The sequence below is a fragment of the Cellvibrio sp. KY-YJ-3 genome (assembly GCF_008806955.1).
Classification (GTDB): Bacteria; Pseudomonadota; Gammaproteobacteria; order Pseudomonadales; family Cellvibrionaceae; genus Cellvibrio.
Window position 1 is genome coordinate 2,635,085 of sequence record NZ_CP031727.1, and the last position, 25,024, is coordinate 2,660,108.

Annotated in this window: 24 protein-coding genes and 2 tRNA genes; 14 read left to right on the top strand and 12 right to left on the bottom strand. The window is 49.0% G+C overall.

Annotated elements, in window-relative coordinates; translation table 11 throughout:
* Positions 1–84 precede the first annotated feature (84 nt).
* The 4 genes from D0B88_RS11125 to D0B88_RS11140 form a co-directional block, all read right to left on the bottom strand.
* On the bottom strand, positions 85–1,902 hold the full coding sequence (locus D0B88_RS11125; RefSeq protein ID WP_151057187.1) for a thiamine pyrophosphate-binding protein: 1,818 nt from the start codon (positions 1,900–1,902) through the stop codon (positions 85–87).
* Positions 1,903–2,335: 433 nt separating this feature from the next.
* Positions 2,336–4,711 (bottom strand): bifunctional diguanylate cyclase/phosphodiesterase, encoded by a 2,376-nt coding sequence (locus tag D0B88_RS11130; RefSeq protein ID WP_191966420.1) that lies wholly within the window; start codon positions 4,709–4,711, stop codon positions 2,336–2,338.
* Between the two features lie 276 nt (positions 4,712–4,987).
* Positions 4,988–5,347 (bottom strand): YggL family protein, encoded by a 360-nt coding sequence (locus D0B88_RS11135; protein ID WP_007640349.1) that lies wholly within the window; start codon positions 5,345–5,347, stop codon positions 4,988–4,990.
* 33 nt (positions 5,348–5,380) lie between these two features.
* Positions 5,381–6,133 (bottom strand): YceH family protein, encoded by a 753-nt coding sequence (locus tag D0B88_RS11140; RefSeq protein WP_151057191.1) that lies wholly within the window; start codon positions 6,131–6,133, stop codon positions 5,381–5,383.
* Between the two features lie 180 nt (positions 6,134–6,313).
* Here D0B88_RS11140 and D0B88_RS11145 point away from each other — a divergent pair, with 180 nt between their 5' ends.
* Positions 6,314–7,480 carry a hypothetical protein gene (locus D0B88_RS11145; protein ID WP_151057193.1) on the top strand — a complete coding sequence of 389 codons (1,167 nt, stop codon included), beginning with the start codon at positions 6,314–6,316 and terminating at the stop codon, positions 7,478–7,480.
* 9 nt (positions 7,481–7,489) lie between these two features.
* Here D0B88_RS11145 and D0B88_RS11150 read toward each other — a convergent pair whose 3' ends face one another.
* The 5 genes from D0B88_RS11150 to D0B88_RS11170 form a co-directional block, all read right to left on the bottom strand.
* Entirely contained in the window at positions 7,490–8,020 is a 531-nt protein-coding gene (locus tag D0B88_RS11150; RefSeq protein ID WP_151057195.1) for a shikimate kinase, read from the bottom strand.
* 123 nt (positions 8,021–8,143) lie between these two features.
* Positions 8,144–8,590, bottom strand: a complete 447-nt coding sequence (locus D0B88_RS11155; RefSeq protein WP_151057197.1) for a hypothetical protein — start codon at positions 8,588–8,590, stop codon at positions 8,144–8,146.
* Positions 8,562–8,879 (bottom strand): hypothetical protein, encoded by a 318-nt coding sequence (locus D0B88_RS11160; RefSeq protein WP_151057199.1) that lies wholly within the window; start codon positions 8,877–8,879, stop codon positions 8,562–8,564. Before D0B88_RS11160 ends, D0B88_RS11155 begins: the two co-directional genes overlap by 29 nt.
* 75 nt (positions 8,880–8,954) lie before the next feature.
* Entirely contained in the window at positions 8,955–10,247 is a 1,293-nt protein-coding gene (locus tag D0B88_RS11165; protein WP_151057201.1) for a DASH family cryptochrome, read from the bottom strand.
* 79 nt (positions 10,248–10,326) lie between these two features.
* Positions 10,327–11,496 carry a glycosyltransferase gene (locus D0B88_RS11170; protein WP_151057203.1) on the bottom strand — a complete coding sequence of 390 codons (1,170 nt, stop codon included), beginning with the start codon at positions 11,494–11,496 and terminating at the stop codon, positions 10,327–10,329.
* A 241-nt stretch (positions 11,497–11,737) separates the two neighbouring features.
* Between D0B88_RS11170 and D0B88_RS11175 the strand changes: the two genes are divergently transcribed.
* From D0B88_RS11175 to D0B88_RS11235, 13 genes are all read left to right on the top strand, one after another.
* Positions 11,738–12,364: a MotA/TolQ/ExbB proton channel family protein gene (locus tag D0B88_RS11175; RefSeq protein ID WP_007640364.1), complete on the top strand. Its 627-nt coding sequence runs from the start codon at positions 11,738–11,740 to the stop codon at positions 12,362–12,364.
* A 17-nt stretch (positions 12,365–12,381) separates the two neighbouring features.
* The gene (locus D0B88_RS11180; RefSeq protein ID WP_007640366.1) at positions 12,382–12,807 is read left to right on the top strand and encodes a biopolymer transporter ExbD; all 426 of its coding nucleotides are present in this window, start codon (positions 12,382–12,384) and stop codon (positions 12,805–12,807) included.
* Between the two features lie 164 nt (positions 12,808–12,971).
* The gene (lpxK, locus tag D0B88_RS11185; RefSeq protein WP_151057205.1) at positions 12,972–14,057 is read left to right on the top strand and encodes a tetraacyldisaccharide 4'-kinase; all 1,086 of its coding nucleotides are present in this window, start codon (positions 12,972–12,974) and stop codon (positions 14,055–14,057) included.
* 72 nt (positions 14,058–14,129) lie between these two features.
* Complete coding sequence (kdsB, locus tag D0B88_RS11190) at positions 14,130–14,891, top strand: 3-deoxy-manno-octulosonate cytidylyltransferase (RefSeq protein WP_151057208.1); 762 nt, start codon at positions 14,130–14,132, stop codon at positions 14,889–14,891.
* Between the two features lie 26 nt (positions 14,892–14,917).
* Positions 14,918–15,391 (top strand): low molecular weight protein-tyrosine-phosphatase, encoded by a 474-nt coding sequence (locus tag D0B88_RS11195; protein WP_007640372.1) that lies wholly within the window; start codon positions 14,918–14,920, stop codon positions 15,389–15,391.
* Between the two features lie 50 nt (positions 15,392–15,441).
* Entirely contained in the window at positions 15,442–16,458 is a 1,017-nt protein-coding gene (murB, locus tag D0B88_RS11200; protein WP_151057210.1) for a UDP-N-acetylmuramate dehydrogenase, read from the top strand.
* A 233-nt stretch (positions 16,459–16,691) separates the two neighbouring features.
* Entirely contained in the window at positions 16,692–17,345 is a 654-nt protein-coding gene (locus tag D0B88_RS11205) for a response regulator (protein ID WP_151057212.1), read from the top strand.
* 69 nt (positions 17,346–17,414) lie between these two features.
* A complete protein-coding gene (uvrC, locus tag D0B88_RS11210) occupies positions 17,415–19,253 on the top strand; it encodes an excinuclease ABC subunit UvrC (protein ID WP_151057214.1) in 1,839 nt (612 codons plus the stop codon).
* Between the two features lie 103 nt (positions 19,254–19,356).
* Positions 19,357–19,911, top strand: a complete 555-nt coding sequence (pgsA, locus tag D0B88_RS11215; RefSeq protein ID WP_007640377.1) for a CDP-diacylglycerol--glycerol-3-phosphate 3-phosphatidyltransferase — start codon at positions 19,357–19,359, stop codon at positions 19,909–19,911.
* 117 nt (positions 19,912–20,028) lie between these two features.
* Positions 20,029–20,102, top strand: a tRNA-Cys gene (locus tag D0B88_RS11220).
* A 33-nt stretch (positions 20,103–20,135) separates the two neighbouring features.
* Positions 20,136–20,222: transfer RNA gene (locus D0B88_RS11225), tRNA-Leu, on the top strand.
* Positions 20,223–20,414: 192 nt separating this feature from the next.
* Positions 20,415–21,314 (top strand): AEC family transporter, encoded by a 900-nt coding sequence (locus D0B88_RS11230; protein ID WP_151057216.1) that lies wholly within the window; start codon positions 20,415–20,417, stop codon positions 21,312–21,314.
* A 122-nt stretch (positions 21,315–21,436) separates the two neighbouring features.
* The gene (locus tag D0B88_RS11235) at positions 21,437–22,735 is read left to right on the top strand and encodes an HD-GYP domain-containing protein (protein WP_007640382.1); all 1,299 of its coding nucleotides are present in this window, start codon (positions 21,437–21,439) and stop codon (positions 22,733–22,735) included.
* Between the two features lie 55 nt (positions 22,736–22,790).
* On the opposite strand, the gene D0B88_RS11240 is transcribed toward D0B88_RS11235, so the two are convergent.
* The 3 genes from D0B88_RS11240 to D0B88_RS11250 are packed head-to-tail and all read right to left on the bottom strand — an operon-like array spanning position 22,791 to position 24,991.
* Positions 22,791–23,594 carry a thiazole synthase gene (locus D0B88_RS11240; RefSeq protein ID WP_151057218.1) on the bottom strand — a complete coding sequence of 268 codons (804 nt, stop codon included), beginning with the start codon at positions 23,592–23,594 and terminating at the stop codon, positions 22,791–22,793.
* Between the two features lies 1 nt (position 23,595).
* The gene (gene thiS, locus D0B88_RS11245; RefSeq protein ID WP_151057219.1) at positions 23,596–23,802 is read right to left on the bottom strand and encodes a sulfur carrier protein ThiS; all 207 of its coding nucleotides are present in this window, start codon (positions 23,800–23,802) and stop codon (positions 23,596–23,598) included.
* Between the two features lie 13 nt (positions 23,803–23,815).
* The gene (locus D0B88_RS11250) at positions 23,816–24,991 is read right to left on the bottom strand and encodes an FAD-dependent oxidoreductase (protein WP_151057221.1); all 1,176 of its coding nucleotides are present in this window, start codon (positions 24,989–24,991) and stop codon (positions 23,816–23,818) included.
* Positions 24,992–25,024: the final 33 nt, after the last annotated feature.

The window sequence follows — 25,024 nt, forward strand, 5'->3', positions numbered from 1 at the left end:
AAACCTCTCATTCATAAAAATAAGTGTGGATAAAAATTCAGGGGGATTATTGGTGGTTGCTATAACGATTAGGTTTGGTCTGTGTTAGCCGCCGGGTGTTGCCGAGCCATTAATCGCCAAGCCTTTGATGCGATCCCCCATAGGAGGCACTTCATCGCGATCAATGCGAACGTCAATCAGGGTCGGGCCATTTTTTGCAAACAGCGCAGGCATATCCAGCTCAACCAATTCCTGGGGCGAGGTAATGACAATACCCTCAACACCCATAGCCTCGGCCATGGCGGCGTAATTGATTTGGTTTAGCTCCCAGCCAATGGACTCCTGGTTGCCCAAGCGTTGGCCGTGTTTCACCATGCCCAGTGCGGCATCGTTTAACACCATAAACACCACCGGCAGTTGGTGCTGGGCGGCTACGGTTATTTCCTGTGCACTCATCAAATAGGAACCATCACCCACCAAGCAAAGCGTAGGGCCAGTTTCTTTTGCAAAGGCGCTGCCAATGGATGCACCAATCGCCCAGGCCATGGAGCCAAAGCCCATCGCAATACGGTAATAACCCTGATTATTCGGTCGCACAAAATAATGTGTTGCCCACGCCCAAGCATTTCCCGCATCGATAAATACGCGAGTGTCTTCGGGCAGTGTTAGCGCCAAATGCGCCATAAGTCGCTGGGGTTTAATGGGGCTTGCGTCGCTCAAACATTTTTCCGGTTCGCGCAAAGTAACGTGTGTACCTAATACATTTTTTTCGGTATTGCCGGGAATGGTTTGCCAGGTGCGGCCCCACTTGCGCGCTGCTGCCACATTTTCAATGAGCCGCGTAAAAATGGTGTGCAAATTTCCAAACACATGCAGGTTGGCCATGGGCGAGCGAGTGAAGTGCTCCACGGAAGAATCAATGTGCACCAGTTTGGTATTTAACAGGTCATCATTCCAACCGCCGGTCCCCATTTCTCCGAGGGCGGCACCCACAGCGATAATCAGATCGATCTTATCCCCTTGAAATAATTCTTTGGCACTCTCGTGTCCGGCAAAACCGTACACGCCTCGGTACTGGGGATGGGTTTCATCAACCCAACTTTTTCCCATCGGGCCGGTGACAAACGCGGCACCCGTCAATTCAATAAATTTAATGATTTCCTTATGCGCACTGCCTGCGCCGTTACCCACATAAACGGCAATAGTGTCAACGCGCCCCAACTTTTCACAGAGGCGATTGATTGCCGATTCGTCGGACACAAAAAAATCATGAATCAATAAATCCGCATGAATGTGCGGTTTTATCTGGGCAGGAGTGCGCAAAACATCAGAAGGTATGCTGATATGGGCCGGCCCCTGCGGGGTGCGATGCGCCGCCATTAAAGCCGATACCAATTTGCTCTCCAGCTGTTCGTGGTGGGATATGAGCGTGTTGTAGCGGGTGCAATGGCGAAATAACCCGACCGTATCAATTGCCGTGCAACTGGATTCCTGCAGTGCGCGCTTGCCAAACTTGGGCAGCGGGGTTTGCGCGGTAATTACCAGCATCGGGACTTCTTCACTGATAGCAGAGCAGATACCGGTGATTAAGTTGGTGGCACCAGGGCCGGTAGTCGCGCAGACCACGCCCATCTTTCCGGTTTCCCGGCTGTAGCCTTCGGCCATAAACGCGGCGCCACACTCGTGCCGCGCCACGACTAATCGCGGGCCGCCGTTGCGTTCAGAGCGAGCCAGAGCATTGAGCAAAGGCTCTATTGCACCGCCCGGCACACCGAACACTTTATCAATGCCCAGGAGCTGCAGATAATTCACGATCATATCTGCATAGGTGGAGGCTTCTCGCGGGATATTGAGTGGAAGTGTGGGAAGTACTTGTTGATCGTTGGGTATATTTAAATCGAGTAACTTGATGTGATTTAACATTTGCAGGATAGATCTCGGTGTTGCGCATCCCTTCGGTAATTTCAAAGTGCGCAAATTATATCCAGATGTGTATTTTGACGACAGTGCCGATATTTACTTGTGCGAGTGTTTTTTTTGCTCAATGACAGCCTCTGGTGGTGGTTGTCACCAATTAGCCGTAGGCCGAAAAACGTTTAGATTGAATAATTCTCTAATGGAGTTTTTCCCCTGTTTTAAGCGGGTTTTAGCTTCAAAGGTGGAATAACTAGGGATATTTAGATAGACCGGATGGGTATAAAAAAGAGGGGGTTATAACTATATTTTAATATTCTTATAGTGAATTATTGTTTGTTTTAATATTCAAAAATAGTATAAAAATAAATATTTTTTGTAGCTTTTGTCACATACTTTTTTGGAAGTGTGCTGATTTTTGATCTTTTTAGAAAGAAAAAGCTTAGACGCTTCCCTTCAAAGGTTCCGTTTCTATTGATTGGGCGGGCATATATTTCAGGCGACAGGCATTCGGGGTCATGGGCTTGTCGATTAAGTATCCCTGAAAACAAATATCGGGATATCGATTTAACCAGTCTGCCTGCACCTGCGTTTCCACTCCTTCGGCAACCACCGCCAATTTCATGGTGCGGGCGATGGCGATAATGGACTCGACCAGTACCTCATCCTCACCATCTACCATCAGGTCATCGATAAAGGATTTGTCGATTTTGATTTTGTTAATGGGGATACGTTTTAAATAACTGAGTGAACTGTAGCCGGTGCCAAAATCGTCCAGTGAAAAAGTTGCACCACGGCGTTGCAGGGTAACTATTTTTGCCACCACCTCATCAAGGCGGTGCAGTGCCGCTCGTTCAGTAATTTCAAACTCAATATTGCGTTCGGATACGCCGTAACCTTCAACAATAGCAACAATACGCTCAACAAAATCCGCTTGATACAAAGTGTTGGCGCACAGGTTTAAGGTGATACGAAATTGGGGCGGAAGTACGCCTGCGATCATTAACTCTTTTAAAAATGCGCAGGCTTTGTCCACCATCACATAGTCAACATCGACGATCATGCCGGAGTTTTCAAGGAAGGGGATGAAATCATTCGGTGAAACCAACCCTTGAGTTGGATGATTCCAGCGAATTAACGCCTCTGCTGCTACCAGGTTCCCTGAGAGCCCGTTGACGATGGGCTGCAGCACCATAGAGAACTGTTTCTTTTTAATTGCCTCCCGTAGGTTTGACTCCAATTGCACATGTCTATGTACCTCTGCCGCCATGGATTCCTCAAACAGCTGATAGCCATTGCGACCATGTGCTTTGGCTTTGTACATGGCGGTATCGGCAAAGCGCAAGAGTACCTCGGTGTCACTATCCTCGAAGGGGTACATCACAATCCCGATGCTGCCACTCACCACAAATTCAGCGCCGTTACTCAGGGCCACCGGCGCATTGATTGTTGCGAGCAGGTGTTTGGTTAGGGTTATTGCCTGATTTTTTGCTGCCTCAAGGTCTTTGTCTAAATCCGGCATGCTGATAACAAATTCGTCCCCACCTAAACGTGCAAGCGTGTCTGATTCTGGCAATAGTTTGCGGATTTTTACCGAGAGCTTTAGTAAGAGTTCATCGCCCAGCGAATGGCCAATGGTGTCGTTAATGCGTTTGAAATCGTCAAAATCGATAAACAAAAGCGCGCCAAAGTTGTGAGTGCGGTTAGCGCGTCTCACATCCTTTTTTAGTTGGTTCTGAAATAAATTGCGATTGGGCAGATCGGTGAGGGTGTCAAAATAGGCAAGGTATTCAACGCGCTCTTCGGCTTTAACCCGCTTGGTGATATCAAGCCCTACGATGAGCACACAGGATTTGCCATCGAGCGTGAAGGCGATAAAGGTCATTTGTATAACCAGTTTATCGCCGCTTGCGGTGGTGAGTTTGTGCTCCACCGTGAGGCCTTGGGGGTTGTTAAAGTCCAACTGTTTTAGGCTGGAAGTCAGGGCTTTTGCTTCTTCCTTATCAACACTCTTGTGTACATCACAATAATCCTGACCAATGAGGTCGGTTTGGTTCTTTTGATAAAACTGTTCTGTGGTGTTATTTGCAAAAATGAACCGGTAGTTTTCATCGACGGCAAATACCAGATTGGGGCTGGTATCCAAAATAAGGCGCAATTGCTGTTCACTTTTGGTCAAGCCGGTTTGCCAGTGTTCAAGTGCGGCAAGGAAACTGTTGGCATCATTAACAATGTAGCCCAGTTCATCAAATCGGTGCCCTTCAACATGGTCGATACGTTTTCGCTCAGTTTGCTCCGGCCGTATCATGGAAAACCGCTGCGCTATAGTGACCAGAGGGCGCGTGAGCATAAAATGGAAAAGTGCAAAAAGTACTAATGCCAGACTAAGGTTCCGGAGTAAACCCGACACTATGATGGTGAGCACCCGATCATAAAAAGGTGCAAAACCCAAGTCATTGCTTACGCTCACTACCAGTTTTCCCTCATAGGTATTGTCGGTGTAGATGAGATCGAGCTGGTAGGTTTTGATTTCTTCCGCAATGAGTCGTGTTAACCAGAGCGTATCGGACGGAGAGGGGGAGGATGAATAATCAGCGATGACTTGGTCGCGGTCATCCAAAATGGCGGCATAAGTAATGAAGTTATAGTTCTCCAAACCTTTGATAACTTCGTTAGCCAGGTTGGCGTCTAATTGGTGCACTGCACGCTGCGCGGAATTTTGTACTACCCGAAAAATCTCGTCGACGTTATTATCTATTTGTTGGCGTTGATACCCCAAATCTATAACTACTTGGAACAGCGCAACAATGAGTCCCAATATAAGAGCTATAGCTAAGCTGGATCGCATTAGACGAAAGGCAATGCGCTTATAAAACTCAATTGTCATAAAAGAGCGTTCCCACCGTCATGAAAAGACAAACACCCTGTAAGCCTGTTACATCATTTATTATTATTTGATGATAATGCCATTCCCTGTGCATTAACCTCTGTGCTCTATAGTATTTCAAGTGTGGTTATAAAAGAAGGCAGATATTCTATCTTTTTCGCACAGCCAAGCCTGATGGCTGTGCGTTGATCATGGACACTGGGTTATTTACAAATAGTAATTCGCATCCATAATTTCACTCAGCTCGACCTTGGCAACTTGCGGTTGTGCCACTAACCACGCGTGCAATTTTGCTTTGTCCGCTTCGGTGGTTGAACCGTAGCGTTTGGCAGAGCCGACAAAACCCGAGAGGCGTTTGCTGGAGAGCCCGCCGCCAAATACCAGACCTTCGGCGTTAATGGCATCGATAAAAAAGCTATCGACAAATTCGCTGATGGTTTCGTCGGTTAAATCGCTTTTAAATTCACATTCCAGTTCAAAACCAAAGGTGGCGAACTCGTCCTGAAATAATTTTTTGCGCAAACGTTTACTGCGCTGTGGTGCTTTTTTGGTGCTTACAACTGTCATGGTTTTACCTTTACTTAATCACAAACAAAAAAATTAGTTTAAATCGTCATTACTAACGCCGTTTAACTCCATCAGCGTCGCAACTTGTTTTTCCAGTAACTCAATACGGCTTTCCAACTGCTGCACTTTTTGTTCAAGTTGCTTTTGATGTTCATGCTGCGCGCTGTGTTCATCATTGCTGCTGCGGCTAACGGTGCTGTTTTGCATGGCGGCAATCGCGGCTAAATCCGGTGCACCGCAGAGTAGGTGCATGTAGCGATCTTCACGCTGGCCAGCCTGCCGGGGAATGTGTACCACATGAGGTTTGGTTTTGGCGCAGAGTTGCTGCAGTTTTTCTTCCAGTGCCTGGTGTCCGGCAAATTCCACCATGCGTTGGGTGCGGGTATGAATTTCTGCCACGGTTTGCGGGCCGCGCAGCAGCAGTACCGTCAAAATAGCCTGGGTGGCTTTATCTACACTGAGCACGCGGGTCAGGCGTTGGTCGTAACGTGCGGCGCGGTTGCCGTAATCCACACTGAGCAATTGACGATCCTGCAATTCACTGACACAGCGTTGTACCTGACCGCTCTCATAATTGCTAATAGGTTCGCGACTGGTTTTTTGGTTGCAGGCCAATAACAGGCTGTTGAGCGTTAGCGGGTACTGGTCGGGTGTGGTTAGCTGTTTTTCCATCAGGGCGCCTAATACACGGGCCTCAATGGCATTGAGTAAGGCGGGTTCTTCGTGGTGGATGTCTTTGTTGGTGTCGTGGTTGGTATCGTTGCTGCTATCAATACTGTTTTCCATAAGAACTCTCGAAGATCATCGGCGGATGAACACTCTACGCGGATGGCGGCTAAATTTCACCCTTTAGCGCGTTAAGCAGTGGTGATCAGTCAAATATTTCATGATTCCAACAAACCTTGACTATATTTTAAACGCTGCAGCGATTTGCAGCGGTAATGTGATTTTGTCGAGGATGATGTTATGGAAGCATTGTGGTTAGTAGGAGACCCCGCCCGGTGTTATCGGGTGCCTGATCAGCACATGATCGTGAATAACACCGGTGCGTTGCTTGATGATGCGGCGCCGTATCAGCAGGAGATACATTCAGCGTCTGATTTTGAAGCGCTTTGTCATGCAGTTGATCTGTTGGTGTTTGCCGAGGGTGCCATTGTGCCGGAGCATAGTTGGCTTGAGTTGATTCCCGTTCATTTACCTAAAATCGTGCTGCTCACCAGAGGGAATGGTCACAGTGATGTAGCAATCCAGTTAACTCATGTAGGGGTGGACGCTTACATAACCAGCGCTATGAGCCAAGCCGATTACGCCTTGGTAATGCGCAAGGTGTACGAGGACAAGCAGTCGATCCTCGCGCTGCAACAGGAATTAAAAAACTTTTCCGCCATTGCGTTTACCGCCATGTCATCGGCGTCGGAAATGGGCACCATCGCCGTATTCGCTGAAAAAATACAGGAGGTGATGGAGCTGGAGCGCTTAGCGCATTTGATTCACAGCTGCCTCGGTGATCTCAATTTAAGTGGCGTTGTGCAATTTGTATTTGATGATGAAACCCGCTTGTTTCCCGCCGCTATATCTCCCGCTTATTTGCAGCTGCTTAGCCTCGCGCGTGATACCAGTGCACGCATTATTTCCCAGGGGCGGTTTTTGTTATTCAGCTTTACACACCTGCAATTATTAGTGACGGATGCGCCGGCCAGTGATGAGGAGCGCTATGGTCGCCTGCGCGATGTGCTGGCGCATTTGGTGTCTATTGCCGAGGCGCGCGCAAAAACCTTGAAGGTGAATTCGCTGTTAAAAATCCAGCAGGACAATACGCGTACCGTGATGATGTTGCTGGAAATGTCCTCGCGCGATAACCGCAACGCGGTTAAAGAAATTATGACGGAGCTATCCGATTCCCTGCGCCTGATGGCGACGGGTCTTGATTTGAATATGGAGCAAGAAACGGCGTTGCTCAGTTTGTCGGAAAAGGCGCTAGTGTCACTGGAGGGGCTGCAAGAAGCGACGGAAGCGGTAGAGGTACATTTCCGCAGCTTGGTACAAGAGTTGGATAATGTAGCGCATTTGCTGGATGCCCCCGAAGGGGCAACAGAGGAGGATGAGCACGATAGTCGGGTTGAATTGTTTTAGCGCGTGCGGTCAGGCATCTGCTGCGGCAAAGGCATTTGCCTCCTGACAGATTATTTCATCCAGCAAGTCGTCAATATTTTTGCCATCGCAATCAATCACTATGTCCGCATAGCGTAAATAAAGCGGGCGCCGCTCGCTATAGACATCGGCAAAACTTTGCCCGGCGGGGCGAGCAATACCACGGTTTTCCATGTTGTGAATACGTTTTTCCAGCTCACCTACTGTCACGTCCAAAAACACAATCGGCCCAAATTGTTTTAAGTGATGCATGGCAACATCGCTGTATACCGCGCTGCCACCAGTGGCGATCACATGGTTGGGGTAGTGGGCATTCAACAACACTTTTTCCTCTGCATTGCGCAGCGCCATATACCCATGGTGGTGCAAAATATCCTGCAGGGTTTTGCGGTGTTCAAGCTGGATAAGCAGATCGGTATCGACAAAATCCTTCGCCAGATTTTTTGCCAGCAGCAGCCCCAGTGTGCTTTTACCTGCGCCGGGCATGCCAATCAAAATCAAACTTTGATGATAGGGATTCATAGTATTACTCCGGCAAAAAAGTCAGCGAGGGAGATCTAGGCCATTGGTAATTACAGTGAGTGGCTGCAATTAACTATAGCTGAGAATCATTGCGCTGCCGCTGACTGTTTTATCGTGCAAGGCTTATAGCAAACTTGTCTCAGCCCGCGAGCTGCTATGGAAAGTAGCCACTAATGAATAGCTGAAAAACGGGCTATAACTCGCCAAAAAATCACTCAGCAAAAATTTGATGGTCTCTGGTAGGGTTTCGTCCGCCGCCTTGTCTTGCAGGTCTGGCAACTCTGCCTGCACCTTGTAGGCGCCGTCATTGATTTTGTTTGCATCGGTAACCACAATCACTAATTCCGCACGCGCAGGGTTCCATTCAAACAGTAAGTAGAGTGAATCCTCCTGAATGTTTACATCCAGCAGGCCAACGGCTTTGGCGGCGCAGGTTTCCAGGGCTTGTTTTAGTGCGGGCTGATCGCTGCCGCTAAAACGGCTGAGATAAGCGGTGTGGTTGGCGGCAGATTGGCTCTGCCAAGGGTGATTAATCAACATATCAGGCGTTACACAGGTCTTCAAAGGCATCTACTACAGCTTCTTCATCCGCTTCGGATAATTCGGCCAAATCCATAATGCAGGGTTCATTGATCCCGAGGATCTCTTCGATATCCTCAAACGTCAATTCGGCAGCCAGCGCGTGTTGTACATAATTCTTTACGGCTTGATGCAGCGCTGTTTCGTTGTCGCGTGCGGCTTGCAGTTCGGCCACTGTCTGCGCAGTTAACCAGTCGATAAACGCACTGCGGTCGGCATCGGAGGTGTTAGTGCTAGCGTTGTAGGCAGGGGCATTGGTCGGAATTGTGGGGGTGCTCAAGGGAAATACCATCCAGTCAATAAAAAGGGCCACCAGTATAAGGCTTTTCGCCCGTTCAGCAGCCCGTTTTTTGCGCTAGTTTCCGCACCAGCGTTGGATAAATTCCCCATCAGGGTCGTAGGTATCGCGCTGTTTTTGGATATTAAACTCCCGTCGCCCACGCGGGTCTGTACCGACGCCGGCCAGATACTGCCAATTGCCCCAATTTGCCGCGCAGTCATAGTCGATAAGTTGCTGCTCAAACCAAGCCGCGCCGTAGCGCCAATCCACACCCAGTTGATTGATCAGGTAGCTGGCGACGATTTGTCGTCCGCGATTACTCATCCAGCCGGTTGCTGCCAATTGCCGCATAAATGCATCGACAAATTGATTGCCGGTATTTCCCGCACACCAGGCAGCAAATGCCTCGGGGTAGAAACTCAGCAAAGGATTTTTATTTTGTACGCCGCGTAATGCAAACAGTTGTTTACCAAAGCGAAACGCCAGCCACTGGAAGTACTCGCGCCAGAGCAATTCAAAATACAGCCAGTAGCTGGATTCATTGGCGCCATGCGTTTGTTCATAGTCTTTGATCGCACGCACTACTTGCCGCGCCGACAGGCAACCCATGGCTAGCCAAGGTGATAGCTTGGAGGAGAAATCCCAGCCATCCAAACCGTTGCGGGTGTTTTTGTAATTGCTGATGAGTTTGTGCTCACCTAAAAAATACTGCAGCTGCGCGAGCCCAGCCGTACTGCCACCGTGAAAGGGCAGGCGACGATTATCGGCCGGCTGCACTAATTGCTGCGCACGCATAATGCCCAACCATTGATCCAATTCGCAGGGCGAGTCTTCAAGTGCTACTGGCTGGCGGAGTTTGGGTGCGCGCGGTAATGGCATGCTGCAGGAGCGGTTTTCCACCAGCTTGCGAAATTGCGAAAAAATCAGCGGTAAATCCGCCAGCGCAAACGGCAGCTCAGCGCGATCAAACAGGGTGAAGTTTTCATGGCAGCGCAGTGGTATATCAAGCATATCGCGCAGGCGCTCTACATCCCGTTGTTCATCGCTCCCCGGGTATTCGCCGGTGGCCATGGCGCTAACGTTCCAGCGTTCTACCAGGCCTGTTAATGCGGTAGCAGGGTCGCCCACCACCACTATTAAATCGCTGCCTTGAGTGCGCAGTTGTTGCCGCAATTGCTGCAGCGATTCCAGTAAAAAATGCTGACGATGAATGCCGAGGCTTTTTTGTTGATAGCGCAGTGGGCGCAGCCAGCGGTCAGGTAATACATAAACCCCTATAACCCAATCGTTATTGGCGACCAATTGGCTCCAGCCGGGGTTGTCGTGCAGGCGTAAATCGTAACGAAACCAGTAAATTGCTTTGCGCATTGCGTATCTCCGGATATATCCCGTTCATACGCAAATGCGTGGGCTAACAATCAGTGAAGAGTTAATTTTTTTAAATTTCTCAGGCAAAACCACCGCCAGCTTTTAAAAATGGCAGCAAACGCAAGCTGATATGTTTAGGGCGATGTTCCAGCAGGCGCTTGATGCAGGCTTGCGGTGCAAGATACTGATCGTAATAGGTTTGAGCAGCCTGCTTTATCGCCGCTCGCTGTGCATTGTCCATGCTCATGGCTTGTTGCACCGCAATTTGCAGTTCATCGGGCGATGAAAACACCAAGCAGTTTTTGCCATGCTCCAGCGCCGGGAAAAACAATTCAGGATATTGGGTAATGGGAATAGTGCCCACTGCCATGGCTTCAATTAAATTGTGCGACATGGGGTAGCGCACACCCGGGCAGGCAAGGAAAAAGTGCGCGCGTGCCATAGTGCCGAGCCACTCCTCACTGGCCACTTTACAGTGGCGCGTGTTCATGGCAATCAATCCTGGGTAGGAGGATTGCTCGGCTTGCTTCAGTTGCTCGGGGTTGTTCAAGCGCCAAAAAAAATCGTTGGGCAAACGCTGGGATAAACGCTCCAGAATTTGTGTGCGACTGAGTTTGGCGTAAATTTCCCGAATCGATTTTTTATTGTATTTGCCGGGTTCCGCATCGCCACCAAAAAATATTTTCCATTGCCTATCTTGTTCCCGGTAGTACGCTAAACGCAGGTCTTCTTTTGCGGCATAAAGCGGAGGGAAGAGTGGAAAGGGCATCGGGAAGCAGCTGTCGTTTGTGCTGTAATCGGGTTGGTAATTAATGTGGATAATCTTGCCGGCGCGCTCAGCCAGGTTCGAATACCATTTGTCGGTGACCAATACATAACCCGCTGGCAAATCGCGTTCGTGCGTCAGTACACTGAAGTTTTCCTGCAGGCAATAGCGTTTGTGTTTTTCCTGAATGTTGCCCAGTACCAAATAATTATTGCGCAGTACCGGATAAAAGCCTGCGCGCACAAAATAAATAAACAAACTATAAAAACGTCGACCTTGCGGGCCATCAATCCGGCTGTCACGAAAATCAAATACCACAACAGGTTGGTTGTGTGCGAGTTGGTGCAGCTGTTCAGTGCCTACCTGCTGCTGGAGCCAGCGGCTATAATCCCAATAGCGCTGTGGATACACCAGCGCCTTGTAACGCTGCAGAGTGCCATCCAGCTGATGACCAAAGGTGGATAGTTGGGAAAGTCCGTGCATAGTAAGTACCTGTTCGCGAGCGCAAAGATCAGTAGTGTGGTGCAATCCGATTGCTTACAGGCTAGGCGCTGAGTGTGACCATTTAATTGCAAATAAAATTGTTTCGTGCAGCTCAAACTTCCTCACACATTTGACGTCTATTGGCCCGCACCCCATGGCAAGGGCGGGATCTTGTGGTAATGTACGCCGCACTTGGAGCCAGGGGCTCATTGGGTTTGGACATTAAAAGAGGAAGGTCTCTGTGTTTGAAATATTTCTGGCAGGTGGTTTTTTAATGTGGCCAATATTGGCCTGTTCGTTGATTGTGATTGCCGTGAGCGCAGAACGTTATTGGACGCTCAACCCCGCCAAAATCGCCCCTAAAACCTTACTGGCGCAAGTCTGGAGCTGGATTAAAAACAACCAGTTGGATGCGACGAAACTGCGCGAACTCAAACAATCCTCACCGCTGGGTCAAATTCTGGCTGCGGGTTTGAGTAACTCCAAACATGGCCGCGAAATCATGAAAGACTCGGTGCAAGAAGCGGCCAGTCAGGTTATTCATGAATTGGAGCGCTACGTAAATATTCTGGGTACCATTGCCAACATCGCGCCGCTGATGGGACTGCTTGGAACCGTATTCGGCATGATTCAAGTATTCAACTCCATCATGATTCAAGGCACTGGTAATACCGGTGTCTTGGCAGGCGGTATTTCGGTTGCGCTTTACACTACAGCGGCAGGTTTGGTGGTGGCGATTCCCGCGATGATTGCGCATCGCTTTTTCCAGCGCCGTATCGACACTATTGTTGTCACCATGGAAGAAGAAGCCATCAAACTGGTTGATGCATTGCACAGCGACCGTCGCGTCGATGTGAAACTGGTTTAAGGGCGCGGGGTCGCAACGTGAAATTTCGTCGCCAACAAGTAGAAGATCAAGGTATTAATCTGACGCCCTTGATCGACGTGGTGTTTTTGCTGCTTATCTTTTTTATGGTCTCCACCACCTTCACCAAAGAAACGCACCTGAGTGTGGATCTGCCGGAAGCTGTAGGTGAGCAGAGTAGTGACTTGCCGGAGCAGATCGAAATCCTGATCAACAGCGATGGCAGTTATTCGGTGAATGGACTGGCGCTGGTGAATAACCAAGTGGCGACACTCAGGTCAGCGCTGGAAAAAACCTCTGAGGGTAATAATCAAGTACCGCTAGTGATTACTGCGGATGCCAAAACCCCGCATCAAGCGGTAGTGCAGGCGATGGATGTGGCAGGGCAGTTGGGCTTTGCGCGCTTGAGCATTACTACGCGTCAACCGGAACCTGAAAAAGACTAACAACTCAGCTACAATTCGCGCTGGTTTTTTCAATGCCAGGCAATCCCGCAGGGCTTTTGTATTCACTATGCAAAAGCCCTTCTTTCTTTTGGCGCTACCCCCCGATGTCAGGATAGTTGTCGCGTCATAAATTTTCGTTATCAATAGCTTGATAGGTTCTTATCGTGCATTCCTCTCCACCGGCTTCACCACCCTCCAGTCCGCCCGCTAATACCCAGCGTTCAGCTGAAACGGATCGATGGCAATCGGCCTGGTATGGCTCGCGTCGCTGGAGTTTTTGGCTCTTGCCGCTGACCTGGCTATTTATTCTGCTCTCGGCCATTCGCCGCTATGCGTTGCTCCGCTGGCAACAAACAACACTCGCCACACCGGTGATTGTGGTGGGTAATATCACCGTGGGCGGCACGGGCAAAACCCCCTTGTTGATCGCGCTGGTGCAGTGGTTGCAAGCGCAGGGATATACCCCCGGTGTAGTCAGCCGCGGTTATGGTGGGCAAGTAGCAACCTATCCTTATTTACTCACCGCAGAGAGTACTGCCGCCCAAGCGGGCGATGAGCCGGTTACGATCCATCAGCAAACTGGCTGTGCAGTGTGTGTCGGCCCTGATCGTCTTGCGGCGGCGCGCGCGCTGGAGGATCAGGGCTGCGACCTCATTCTCAGCGACGATGGTTTGCAGCACTATCGCTTGGGGCGCGATATTGAAATCGCGGTGGTTGATGGCCAGCGTGGTGTCGGCAACGGTTGGCGTTTGCCGGTTGGCCCGTTGCGTGAGCCAATCAGTCGCTTAACGACCGTGGATTGGGTCGTCGTGAATTCACCGGCAGCGAATTTTGTGTTGCCGCAACTCGCCGACTTGTATTTTATTCCGATGCAGATTCAGGCCAAATCACTGGTTAACCTTGCTACCGGCAGTGAGCACCAATTGTCATCAATTGCCGGGAGCCCGGTAAATGCAGTGGCCGGTATTGGCAACCCGCAGCGTTTTATCAATACCCTGAGCGAGTCCGGTATCCATGCGCAGTTGCATGCTTTTCCTGATCACCATGCTTATACGGCGACTGACCTTGTTTTTGATAATGTTTGGCCTGTGGTAATGACTGAAAAAGACGCCGTGAAATGCAAAACCTTTGCGCAACCTAACTGGTATTACCTATCGATTAGTGCCAATTTGCCGGATGCATTTTGGGCGGCATTTGCGCAGCGTATTGAGCGTGTCATGGAACAAAAAAAATCCCGTTTTGGGCTTTAATGTTTAATCTTTTTAATTTTCTTTTTAATCCTGTTGTTAATGCTGTTATCAAAACTACAGTGGAATCTTGCTATGAAATTTTATGTTGTCATTCCTGCCCGTTACGCTTCCACCCGCTTGCCTGCCAAACCCTTAAAAGAAATTGCGGGTAAGCCGATGATTCAACACGTGTACGAGCGCGCCTGTGAAAGTGCCGCGACGGAAGTTGTTATTGCAACCGACGATACTCGCATTGAAGCGGTTGCCAAAGCCTTCGGTGCCCGCGTCTGCATGACATCTGCCGCACACAATTCCGGTACTGATCGCCTGCAAGAAGTGGTCGCGCAATTAGGTTTGAGCGATGACGACATAGTGGTGAATGTGCAGGGCGATGAACCCCTCATTCCGCCCGCAGTAATTAATCAGGTCGCAGAAAATATCGCCAACAATCGTTTCGCCAGTATGGCTACGTTGAGTGAACCCATTCATTCGCTCGACGATTTTCGCAATCCCAACATTGTAAAAGTGGTGGCAGACCAAGTGGGCAGAGCATTGTATTTTAGCCGCGCGCCCATTCCCTGGGCGCGCGATCATTTTGCGCAAGCTGAGGTGACTAGTTTGCCGGATGATTTCCCGGCGCAGCGGCACATTGGTATTTACGCTTATCGTGTGGCGCTGTTAAATCGTTTTGTTACCTGGCCACAGGCGTCGCTTGAAAAAATTGAATCCCTTGAGCAATTGCGTGTGCTTGCTAATGGCGAAGCAATTCATATCGCCGAAGCCTACGCTGCCGTACCGGGCGGTGTGGATACCGAAGCGGATTTACTGCGTGTAAAAGCATTGCTGGAAAAATAATCGGCGCTGTTAATTAGGTGAATAGCATGACCAACGTTTTATTTGTATGCCTCGGCAATATTTGTCGCTCGCCCACGGCGGATGGCATTTTTCGTGAATTGGTGGCGAATGCAAAGTTAGATCAAAAAATTATGGTCGATTCGGCGGGCACCGGTGCATGGCACATAGGCAAAGCGCCTGATTCACGCACCGTCGCTGCAGCGCGCACGCGTGGTTACGATCTTTCGGTATTGCGTGCACGTCAGGTTACGGCGCGCGATTTTGACGAATTCGATTATGTACTGGCGATGGATGAAGCTAATCTTTCGGATTTACAGCAGCTGAAACCGGCGCATTTTACCGGTCATTTAGGCTTGTTTTTGGAATTTGGTGCGCGTGGTGATTACCGTGAAGTGCCCGACCCTTATTACGGCGGCAGTGACGGCTTTGAGCTGGTATTGGATTTGGTGGAAGATGCAGCACAGGGCTTGTTAAAACATATTCGTCAGCGTTTGTACTAAGCATGTTTTTTTAAATTTGTATAAAGTCATATTGTTAAGGTGATGTCGCTGTGCCACTTTTTTTACCGCATTTTAATTTACAAAAACTCAACACCCTCGCTGTGCCGGCGGTGGCAAATTTTTATGTCGCCGTGCACGACGATGATGAGTTGCGCGAGGCATTAACTTTTGCGCGCACTGAAAATTTGCCGCTGTTAGTGTTAGGCGGTGGCAGCAATATAGTGTTGCGTGCTGATTTTCCTGGTGTGGTGATTCAGTTGAAATCCCAAGGTAAAGAAGTAGTCGCGGAGGATGAACATTTTGTTTGGCTAAAAGTGGCTGCAGGGGAGAATTGGCATCATCTGGTTGAATACACTTTGGACAACGCACTCTATGGATTGGAAAACCTGTCGCTGATTCCCGGCAGTGTCGGCGCTGCCCCCATTCAAAACATCGGCGCTTATGGTGTGGAAGTAAAAGATCTAATCACTGAATTGAGTGCGCTTGAAATTCGCTCAGGCATCGTCGTGAATTTTACTAATGAAAGTTGCCGGTTTGATTATCGTGACAGCATTTTTAAACAAGCACTCAAAGGTCAATATGTTATTACGTCGGTGACCTTTCGCTTGCGCAAAACTGCGCAGCTGAACTTATCCTACCCTGCGCTGCGCGACACCTTGGCCGGTCTTGATAATCCCAGCCCGCAAGCGGTAAGTGAGGCGGTTATTGCTATTCGTCAATCCAAGCTGCCAGACCCGGCCCTTACGCCGAATGTTGGCAGCTTTTTTAAAAACCCTATTATCAATTTGGCGCAATTGCAGGTATTGCGCACAACTTATCCCGATATAGTCAGTTACCCCGTCGATACGGTTCGCGTCAAGCTCGCGGCTGGCTGGTTAATTGATCGCGCTGGCTGGCGCGGTAAGGAAGCGGCTGGTGCAAAGGTTCACGCCCAACAAGCGCTGGTACTTACTAATCCAGATAGAGCGTCTGGCGCAAGGGTATTGGCTTTGGCGGAATTAATTCAGCAGTCGGTTAGGGCGCAATTTGGCGTCACCTTGGAGATGGAGCCACGGGTTTACCCCTGAGTTTTTGGGTGTAGTGGTTTAACCCTTCATCTACTTTTCATAACTAAAAGACAAATCAAAAACTGCAAAAATCGATTATTGGTATTTGAGAAGGCGTAAACGGGCGATTAAATAGTGGTAGTTTGCTGAGAGTCTCACTACAATCGTTAAAAATGTGGCAGTAAATCTTCTGGGTATAGTGACCACTTTATAACAACAATGTTTATGAGTCCGGTTTCGGATTGGGGGCTAGTTTGACAAAGATTCTCGTAGTCGATGATCACGATCTAGTTCGCATGGGGATAGTGCGTATGTTAGCCGATGTAGACGGCTATCAGGTGGTTGGGGATGCCAAGAGTGGTGAAGAGGCCGTAACCAAGGCGCGCGTTTTGAAGCCTGACGTTGTACTGATGGATGTAAAAATGCCCGGTATGGGTGGCCTCGAAGCGACCAAAAAACTACTGACCGTGAATCCAACGCTCAAAGTTATCGCGGTTACCGCTTGTGACGATGACCTGTACCCAACCCGTTTGATGCAGGCGGGGGCAGTAGGTTACGTCACCAAAGGGGCAGAGTTTACCGAGATTACGGATGCGATTAATAAAGTGATTCGCGGCGATCTCTATATGAGTAACTCAATTGCACAGCAGTTGGCACTGCGAACCTTTTCCGGTTCGAATAGTCAGGAATCGCCATTTGAAAAGCTTTCCCAGCGTGAGCTGCAAACGGCGATGCTGATTGCGAATGGCCAAAAAGTGAACGATATAGCCACTACTTTTTGTGTTAGTCCAAAAACCGTTAACTCTTACCGTTACCGTATTTTTGAAAAGCTTTCTATCAACAGCGATGTGGAATTGACGCTGTTAGCAGTAAAACACAACCTGCTCGATCCAGAAGCAGTCGTATAAACGGCTGCTGTTCCTTTTTCTGCTGCAGCTAACGCCCTGTGGCAGTTAGTTTTGGCAGATAGTATTTCTATGACGCAAGAGCGTGCCGATCTTTTTGATCACTCCCGTTTTTTAGCCAACACCACCCAGCAACCGGGCATTTATCAAATGTTTGGCGTTGATGGCAGTATTCTTTATGTTGGTAAAGCCAAAAACCTCAAATTGCGCCTTGCCAGTTATTTCCGCAAAACGGGTTTAACACCAAAAACCAACGCGCTGGTTTCGCGTATCGCGCGTATCGAGGTCACGATTACGGCCAGTGAGACGGAGGCGCTGATCCTTGAGCAGAATCTCATTAAGTCAAATCGTCCGCCATATAATATTTTGCTGCGCGATGATAAATCCTACCCGTATATTTTTATTTCCAGTGGTGAGGATTATCCGCGCATTTCTTTTCATCGCGGTGCAAAGAAAAAGCGCGGCGATTATTACGGCCCTTTTCCCAACGTGGGAGCAGTTAAAGACAGTCTGAACTTTTTGCAAAAAACATTTCGTTCTCGCCAGTGTGAAGACAGTGTGTTCAAAAATCGCACACGCCCTTGTTTGCAATATCAAATAAAACGCTGCACTGCGCCCTGTGTGGATTATATTTCGCCCGAGGATTATCAAAAAGATCTGCACCACACCCGGCTTTTTTTAACGGGAAATAGCGATAAATTGCTCAGTGAACTTGCTGATCAGATGGACTTGGCGTCGCAGCAACTGCAGTTTGAAAAGGCGGCAGATTATCGCGATCAAATTACCGCTTTGCGTACCGTGCAATCGCAACAAGTGATTGAAGAGGGCAATGGCGACATCGACATAATCGCGGCAGAAATGCGCGCCGCTGCAATTTGTGTCCACATATTGTTTGTGCGGCAAGGGCGAATATTAGGTAGCCGCAGCTTTTATCCTGCTTCCACTCTCGCAGAAACACCTGCAGAAATTCTTGCTGAATTTATTCCCCAGTTTTATCTGGCCAGTAGCGGGCGTGACATTCCACGCGAAGTGATTGTGAGTCAGCCGCTGGAAGATGTGGAGGTAATTAGCGCTGCGCTGCAGCAGGCAGCGGGGCGTCAGGTATTTATCAATCACCAAGTGCGCAGTCATCGCACCCAGTGGCTGCAAATGGCAGCAACCGCAGCGCAGCAAAACCTTATCGCGCATATCAATAATAAAAAGAGCTCGCTGGATCGCTTTGTCGCTTTGCAGGAGGCGTTAGGATTAGAGGAAACCCCGCAGCGGATGGAGTGTTTCGATATCAGCCATAGCAGCGGTGAACTAACCGTAGCCAGCTGTGTGGTATTTGATACCAATGGCCCACTCAAATCGGATTACCGCCGATTTAATATCGATGGCATAACCCCCGGCGATGACTATGCCGCAATGGAGCAGGCGCTAACTCGCCGTTACACACGCCTGCAAAATGGTGAGGGTAAGCTACCCGATATCTTGCTGATTGATGGTGGCAAAGGGCAGCTGGGTAAAGCGATTGAAGTGCTCGGCGAATTGGGTGTGCAGGGCGTACAGCTGATTGGCGTGGCTAAAGGCACAACGCGCAAGGCGGGTTTTGAAACTTTGTTTGATGGTGAAACTGGCGATGAGATTGTCTTGCCGGGCGATTCACCGGCATTGCATTTGATTCAGCACATCCGCGATGAATCCCACCGTTTTGCCATTACCGGCCACAAACAGCGGCGCGATAAAAAACGTAAAACATCAACCTTGGAGGATATTCCCGGAATAGGCGCTACTCGGCGTCGTGAGTTGTTGCGTCATTTTGGTGGGTTACATGAAATCAAAAATGCCAGTATCAGTGATCTTGCGCGGGTAAGCGGCATCAGCCAGAAGTTGGCTGAGGAGATACATGCGTTTTTTCATAATGACTAGCCCTGCGATGCTGTCACAAAAGCGTCACGGGATGTGAAAACCATGGTGCTGGTGTATCATCTGCACCGATTTTACGACATCCAGCGCCACCTGAGACCTCTCTATGAATCTTGCCAACCAGCTGACCTTACTGCGGATATTTATGATTCCGCTATTTGTTGTTGTCTTTTATCTCCCCTTTGGTTGGGCGCATATTGTCACCGCAATTATTTTTAGCGTGGCGGCGATTACTGACTGGGCTGATGGTTATGTCGCCCGCAAATACAATCAAAGCACACCTTTCGGCGCTTTTCTTGACCCGGTTGCTGACAAGCTAATGGTAGCTATTGCGTTATTATTGCTTGTCACCCTTCATCATGATTCAGCCTGGTTTGTAGTTGCAGCGGCCGTAATTGTCGGCCGTGAAATTGTTATTTCAGCGCTGCGCGAGTGGATGGCGGCGGTAGGGCAGCGGGCAAGTGTGGCGGTATCCAGTATCGGAAAAATAAAAACTACCCTGCAAATGACAGCAATTATCGTATTGCTCATGAACGTACCGGTGTTAATCCCGCTCGGTTTTGTCGCTTTGGCTGGCGCTGCTGCGCTAACGCTTTGGTCAATGATTCTTTATCTGCGAGCTGCCTGGCCATTCCTGTTGCCGTCCTCAGGTGAAAAATAACGGCTTTTTAAACGACTTGACCAGCAATTGAACAATCCGTAAAAAAACCTTACAGCAGCTTCTATAAAAGACTAGGATTTTTAAAATGAGTCCGCTAGAATTGCGGCCTCTCAAAATGGCGCGATAGCAAAGCGGTTATGCGTCGGATTGCAAATCCGTTGAGCCCGGTTCGACTCCGGGTCGCGCCTCCATTTTTCTTTTACTTACCGAAGTAAAAGCACTCTGCCCGAGTGGTGAAATCGGTAGACACAACAGATTTAAAATCTGTCGATCTTTTGGTCGTGCCGGTTCAAGTCCGGCCTCGGGCACCATATGTAATTCCCAACATTTTAGAACGACTGAGAAACCCGCCCTGAAATACAAAGCAGAGCGGGTTTTTTTATGATTTTCTATTTGCACTACGCCAGAGCTTTCGGTGTAGTGTCTACACTAAGGGGGCACAAATCCAAGGGCGGTTTGTTCCCTGGTTTCCTCGCTATTTTTAGTTTTTGTAAGTGTCATTTATGTCCAATATTGCGCTAGTAGTTATTTGTTTGGTTATTGGGTTGTTATTTCAGCGCAGCAAGCGGTTGCCGGAAAATAGTTCGGACTCACTTAATTTATACGTAATTTATGTAGCTTTGCCGGCATTGGTTCTGCTTGAAATTCCCAAGCTTTCGTTTAGTCATCAGGCAGTTATTACCGTAGTTGCTGCCTGGTTGATTATGCTATTTGCTGCAGCGCTTACCTGGGTGACTGCGCGTATGTTGTCTTGGTCACGCGAGGTGACGGGGGCAATGTTGCTGCTCGTTACATTGGGGAATACGGGCTTCGTAGGTATCCCGCTGATTGAAGCGCATTTGGGGGTAAACGCCTTACCCTATGCCATTCTCTATGATCAGTTAGGCACATTTATCGCACTTAATACAGTAGGTGTTGGGCTCGCGTGCTATTACTCAGCAGGTCACGGGTCGGTACTTGGCATTGTGCGCAACATCTTGTTATTTCCACCATTTATTACCCTGATAATCGCTTTCATGGTGGCTATGTTTGGTAGCTATCCGGCGTGGTTGGAGGCGGTGCTTGCGCGAATTTCGTCTACACTGGTTCCAGTAGTGATGGTGGCTGTGGGGCTGCAGTGGCGATTTGCGTTAGAGCGCGAGCATTTATCACCGCTATTATTGGGATTGTTCTACATATTAATTGTGACGCCGGCTTTTGCATGGGGCGGCTTATGGTTGTTTGATGTGCGCGGTTTGGCCGCTGATGTGATTTTGCTGGAGGCGGCAATGCCCGCGATGATTTCTGCTGGTGTGCTGGCTGCCACTCATAATTTAGCGCCTCGGTTGGCTGCCTCGATGGTGGGTTATAGCCTGTTGCTGGGCTTATTGACGGTATGGGGCTGGCGTTTATTGCTTGGCTAGGATTTTCCAGGCTGCAGGTGTTGCGTTGATTGGTGGGAAAATAAAAAACATGGATGAGGCTTGTCGCGCGTTTTTATAGTGTCGGCGGGGTTAATCAATTGCTTGAATGGAGTCCATCATAATTGGATCCTTATCTTCATTATCTGGTTAAATTATCGGCAGCTAATCCGGCAGTGGTGGCTGACGATATATACACTGTAAATGGTGAGTTATTGCTTGCGCGGTCAGCGCCGCTTGATGAAAAAACCTGCCTCGCCCTCCAGGGTAAAACTCTCGCTCGCCCGCTCGCCAATTCTATTGAATTAAAGACAGTTATCACCTCAAGCGATTTGCTGCAGCATTTGTTGGGCACGATTCGTTCAACCGAATATTTTCAAGCTCTAGCAGAGCAGAAGCATCCTCTGAGTTCTCTTGAGCCTGTATGTGCCAAGTTGGCGGATCTACCGTTATTGCAGCAGTATTTGACGGTGATGGCAGCGCAAATGAATGATTTATATCAACGCACACTCTGCGTGAGCCTCTGGGCACTTTACATCGCGCAGGAGATGCGCTTGCCTGCGGCGGAGTCTGGTGAAATATTTTGGGCGGCAATTGCCCATGATATTGGTATGTTGCACATCGATCCGCAAATCCTTCATAAATCCGAAAAATTAACCGCTGAAGATTGGCTGCATATACAAAGCCATGTGGAAATTGCGCGTAGTATTTTGATGGATGTTCCCGGTTTATCTGCTGAGATAGTTGCTGCGGTCAGTGAGCATCACGAGCGCTGTGATGGCACGGGTTACCCTTTGGCTAAAGTGGAGAGCGAACTTTCCATTGCCGGGCAAATTCTTGCCGTTGCCGATTCAATTGTGGGTATTTATTTTAATCGCTTTAAGGCGCAGGGGCGGCGTTGGCGTGAGGTGATTCCTATTCTGGAGATGAATCGCGCCGCTTATTTGTATCGCAGTTGCGACATTGTGACTACCATGATTTTGCGAAGCGAATTGCCGCTGCCCAATGTAGTGCATGGTAGTGGTGTTCCTGAATTTGCTGAGCGGATGTTGCAACAAAATTTGCAGCTACAGAATTGGTTTACGCAATTGCGCGATTGTTTGACCTCGGTGGGGTATACCCACGGCGACCGAAAGCTACATGCATTGCAAAACGTTATTTTTCATATTGCTACCACCTTTAAAGGCAGCATGTTGTTCAAAGAAGATTTGCGTGAGTCCCTTGAATCCATGGCGGGTAAAGAGGGTAATAGCATCACTCAAGTAGTTGCGGATGCCTCGCTTAGGCAAGAGGAAATGAAATTTCATTTGCAGCGCTTGAGTCGAATGGTGCAAATGTACATCTCATCGGGTGATGCCAAAGACCCAAAAATTTTACGCAAAATAGAAGAGGGTTTTGCAAATATCAGCGGCCGTATTAAGTAAACAAATAGTTCATCACAATACGCCGCCAGTTTCCTGATATTAACGCCCGTTAAAATTACTGTTGATGCCAAAAGGGTTGGCCAATGGTTGGGGTGCTCGGGCTGGCCGTTTGGCGTTTTTGCATCAAGCCTGCTTTAAATGCTTTGCGGCCTGCATCGATTGCATCGGCAAAGGCTTCGGCCATCAGTGGCGGGTTGTGCGCCTTGGCCACTGCCGTATTTAATAAAATCCCATCAAACCCCATTTCCATTGCTTCGGCAGCTTGCGATGGCGCCCCAAGCCCGGCATCAATAATCATCGGGACGTCTTTAATGCGCTCGCGCAGGGTGCGTAAGTTATAGCGATTTAATAAGCCTTGGCCGGTGCCAATAGGTGAGCCCCATGGCATCAACACTTCGCAACCGACATCCAATAACCGCTTGCATAAGATCAAATCATCGGTGCAGTAGGGTAGGACTTTAAAACCTTTTTTAATCAAAATATCTGCAGCTTCCAGTAAACCAAAGGGGTCAGGTTGCAGGTTGTAATCGTCGCCGACCACTTCCAATTTGATCCAATCCGTATTGAAAATTTCGCGCGACATTTCAGCCAGCGTCACGGCTTCTTTTACCGATTTACAACCGGCAGTATTGGGCAGTAAACGGCAGCCGCTTTCCTGAATATATTGCCAAATTGCATCGCCATCGCGATTGGCCGGGTTTTGCCTGCGCAAACCGAGCGTCACAATTTCACTGCGCGATTGAATAACCGATTCGCGCATTAATTGGGGTGATGCATAAAGGGCGGTGCCCAATAAAAAACGACTGGAAAATGTTTCGCCGTAGAGCGTGAAATCTTTCTCAGGTTTGTTGTAGCTCATATCAACCTCCACCAACCGGTTTGACGATATCGATTTGATCGCCATTCAATAATTCGCGCTCAGGGTAAGTCGAGCGAGGTACAAATTCACCATTAATGGCCACAGCGATTTTAGTTTCACCGTAACCCCATTGCTGTAGGGCATCGCTGAGCAATGCCTTGGCGGCTAGCGTTTTAGTTTCGTTGTTTACACTCAGTTCAATGGTCATAAGTTCGTGTTTTCTAGTGGTGATTGAGCAGTGCAGAAAAAATCGCTTCGGGTTTTTTAAATATATGCGCAAGCACATTTTCAACCACGGCTGGTGCGAGTAAATATCCGTGGCGAAATAATCCGTTAGCACTGATTAGCCCGTCCTGAATATCTACCTTGGGTAAATTATCCATAAATGCCGGGCGCAAATTGGTGTCCATTTCGATAATGCGCGCCTCGGCAAATGCGGGTGACACAGTATAAAGGGCACTGCTTAATTCAAGGCTGGATTGCAGGGTAACGGGTGAGCGATCTTCACTTTCAATTTGTGTCGCGCCGATTACAAAATAATTATCGGGTTTAGGCACTACATAAAGTTGGTAGCGCGGGTGCATGAGGCGCACAGGTCGCTGTAATTGTATTTCAGTGGTTTGCACATGCAGTGTTTCGCCGCGCACGCCGCGCAGTTTTGGTATTTGCGTTTTGGCGCCCAGCCCACGGCAATCAATAACAAGATCAAACGCTTCGTTCTCGCCATCCACCATCACTTTACCGGGCGAAACTTCTACCATGCTGTGTTCGCGCAGAGTAATTTTGCTGCGCATAATTTGCTCGCCCAACAAACGCAAAAAGCGGCGGTTATGCAAATGTCCCTCTTCAGCAAGAAATAACCCCTGTTGAAAGTGTGGGTTTAGGTCTGGTTCCAGTTCCTGTATTTGTGTTTGTGTGACTCGTTGATAGCTGTGACAGTTAGGAATAACAAATTTCAGCTCACGCGCAAACTGCTCCAGCTCACTTTCATCCTGCGGGTGCGCGACAACAAGACTGCCGTTATTAAAAAATAATTCCCCGCCGGTGCTGGGTAAATCATCATTTAATTGTTTAATCCAGCGCGGCCAGTGGGCGAGCGCAAATTGGCCCATACGGTAAACGCCTTCATCCGACACCACGGCTTCGCTCAGCGGTGCAACCATGCCTGCCGCCGTAAAAGCGGCGGCGCGTTTGCTCTGCGCTTCGGTGGGCGTAAAACTACCGGCTTCAAACAGGGTGACATCAAGCCCGGCTTTGTTTAATTGCCAGGCGAGTAAACGCCCGAGCAAACCGGCACCGGCAATCGCAATGCGCTGCGGAACATTGGTGTGTGATGCGAATTTGGTTGTTGTAGATTGTTTGGTCGCGGATTGGTTAGTAGCAGATTGTTTGGTCATAGTGCCTCTGTGTCGAGGCGGAGAGCGGGCAAT